This window comes from Desulfofundulus sp. (genome assembly GCF_049701015.1).
GTDB lineage: Bacteria > Bacillota > Desulfotomaculia > Desulfotomaculales > Desulfovirgulaceae > Desulfofundulus.
The window spans coordinates 1-2,652 of record NZ_JBNATZ010000309.1; the positions used below are offsets into that span (position 1 = coordinate 1).

At 55.2% G+C, this 2,652-nt stretch carries 3 protein-coding genes; all 3 read left to right on the top strand.

The annotated features are described in order from the left end of the window. The coding region (locus ACPLUI_RS13660; protein WP_424660799.1) for a hypothetical protein at positions 1-1,206 on the top strand (1,206 nt) is incomplete at its 5' end. Further along, complete coding sequence (locus tag ACPLUI_RS13665) at positions 1,203-1,943, top strand: hypothetical protein (RefSeq protein WP_424660800.1); 741 nt, start codon at positions 1,203-1,205, stop codon at positions 1,941-1,943. The genes ACPLUI_RS13660 and ACPLUI_RS13665, both read left to right, overlap by 4 nt. A gap of 43 nt (positions 1,944-1,986) precedes the next feature. Next, a partial coding sequence (locus ACPLUI_RS13670; protein ID WP_424660801.1) for a type IV pilus twitching motility protein PilT occupies positions 1,987-2,652 on the top strand: 666 nt, incomplete at its 3' end.

Below are 2,652 nucleotides of genomic sequence, written 5' to 3' on the forward strand. Positions count from 1 at the left end.
CCGCCAGAATATTCAATTGACCTTCCTCCTCAGGAAGTGGCCGGCGCGGTACGCTGGGAGCTGGATGCTCTTCTTTCTGAGCAAGGTGAATCAAAACAATATATAATCAGGCATGCGGTTACCGGCAGGCAGGAAGGTCAATTGAATATTCTGGCGGCCGCCGTGTCGGAAGAGATGCTGCGGGAGAAACTCTCTGCCCTGGTTAAAAGAATTAAATTGTCCGCTGTCGATTTAAGAGCTTGCGCACTCTGGCGGGTTGCACTGCACTCGGAATTGCGTCCGGCGGAAGGGGCACTGGCTGTAATTGAAACGATTCCCTCCGGAGCGCGCATAGTGGCTGGAAGTGATTACCTGCAGTTTGTCCGCGAAATACCTTTTGGTGAAGCTGTTGATCTGGAAGTCCGCCGGACCTTGAATTTTTATCAATCGCAATATGATACCCGGATCACGCGGGTTCTTACCGCCGGTTCCGGAGCAGTACCGGGTCTGAAAATGGAAGCGGTAGCAGCAGCCGGTGAACCACCCGGGCAGGTTGGGGGATCAGGTCTGCCCTGGGGATCGGAATACGCAACTGCTCTGGGACTCGCCCTTTATTATACATATGAACCGCGGGTGGATATGTTGCCGCCTGGCCTGCGGGTGAAACGTTTCGAGTTACATCTGCCAACCGGGGGTCGCCTCTGGCTTGCGGCGGCAGTTGCCGGCCTGTTCCTCCTTACCGTGCCACCGGTTTTAATGCTTTACGCGCGATTTTCCGAGCGCGCGCTAGACAGGGAGTTAACGCGCTTGAAACCCGTTGTTCAAGAGGTGCAACGCACGCGGTCAGAGAGCCGCCGGCTGGAGGAGTGGCTGAATGTGGTGCGTACTTTTACTTCAGCAGTTCCCTTGCGGTCGGTGATTTTAGAACGCCTGAGCTATGCTCTGCCTGCCGATGCCTGGTTGACCGGGGTGGATATGGGTCTCCCGGATCAGCAGGCGGTGGCCGGTTCCGGGAAAAATCCTGGGGGAAAAATTCCCCCGGCTCCTGAAAAAATTTATGTTGAAGGTTATTGCCTTTCAGCCTCATCAGTTGGAGCATACAGGGACAGGCTTGCAGGGCTCCCATATTTTACTGTGGTGAGGGTGATTAAAATAGAGCTGGATGAAAAAACGGGTGCGTACAAATTTGCCATAGAAGCGTGGCTGAAGGTCGGAGGAGGGAGATGAGGTTAAGAGAATCCTTCCAGAGCTGGTGGATACAGCGAAATCCCCGGGGACAGCGGATGTTAAAACTAACCGGTGCTTTGATCACCGTTTCCTTGTTCTACTTTATCCTGTCTGCCGAATTTCAGGGACTGGCCGATGCCAGGAGGGAGCTGGACGCAAAGCGGCAGGAACTGTACGTGAGCCGGGTCGAAGCGGCAAAATTACCCCGGGAAAAGGAACGTCTGGAACTTGACCGGATGCAGTGGAAGACGGTTAAGGCGGCGATGTCCAGGAACGTTGGGACTGGTATTACGATAGCAGACCTGGAGAGAGCGGCGAAGAACCACGGGGCCAATCTGTCCAGTGTGGAGCCGGGAGAACTGGTGGAGAAATATTACCATGGTCACCTGCAGGCTGTGCCGGTTAGAGTTAAGTTGCAGGGACAGTTTCCAGCTGTGCTCGCTGCCCTTAAAGATTACGAAAAGCTGGCTAATCCAGGTGAGATCCGGTTTTTGAAAATATCCTCGGAGGAAGAGGAGAAGGGACCCCCTGGTACTGTTACCGCAGAGACGATACTGGTACTGTACTCGCTGAATATGCCGGAGTGGTACCAGCCCGTGCAGGGAGCACCCCCTCCTGGGCGGCCAGATGCCTTCCAGCCTTTGATTTTACCTCAAGAGGATAGGCAGACCGTTTCAGGGACCGGGGTGAAACAGCTTTCGTCCGGTTCGCTGCAGGCTCCGGCCGGCGTGCCTTGAAAAAACGGTTACAGCAGCTCGGTCTTTGGGGGTGGTCTTTATTTTGGCTGGTGGAATTGAAACCCTCTTGCGTCTGGTGGTGGATGCAGGAGCGTCGGACCTGCACATTACCGTTGGGGTGCCGCCGGTAATCCGTCTCCACGGACGGTTGAGGAAGTTGCCCGAACTGGTTTCCGGGTTGCCGGACGTAGAACCGCAGGTGGTAAAAAAAGTGCAGGAGTTTTTGACAGCTCACCCGGATTGGTCCAGACCCTTGACTCCGGAGTTAACCGGTAGCCTGGCTGATGAATTGCTGAAAAGCGAAAGGCACCGCCGGCGTTATGAAGATAAAGGGGCTGCGGACCTTGCTTATTCGCTGCCGGGTGTTTCCCGTTTTCGTCTCAATGTCTACCGCCAGCGGGGTGCGGCGGCGCTGGCAGCCCGGGTGCTGGCGAAGAGTATTCCCACCATGGAGGAGCTGTTCAACCACCAGCCGGGTTTGATGGAGATAGTGCGCAGGCTGGCACTCCTGCCCCGGGGCTTGATTCTCGTTACCGGTCCAACAGGTTCCGGCAAATCCACCACTCTCGCCGCCATGGTCGACTGGATAAATCAGCAAATCGACCGTCATATTATTACTCTCGAGGATCCTATTGAGTACCTGCACAAGCATGGGAAGAGCATTGTCAACCAGCGTGAAGTTGGTGAGGACGTGCAAAATTTTGCGGAG

What these genes read in the sequence shown, in the direction of transcription:
- ACPLUI_RS13665 (WP_424660800.1), top strand. Translation starts at nt 1,203, where the DNA reads ATGAGGTTAAGAGAATCCTTCCAGAGCTGGTGGATACAGCGAAATCCC.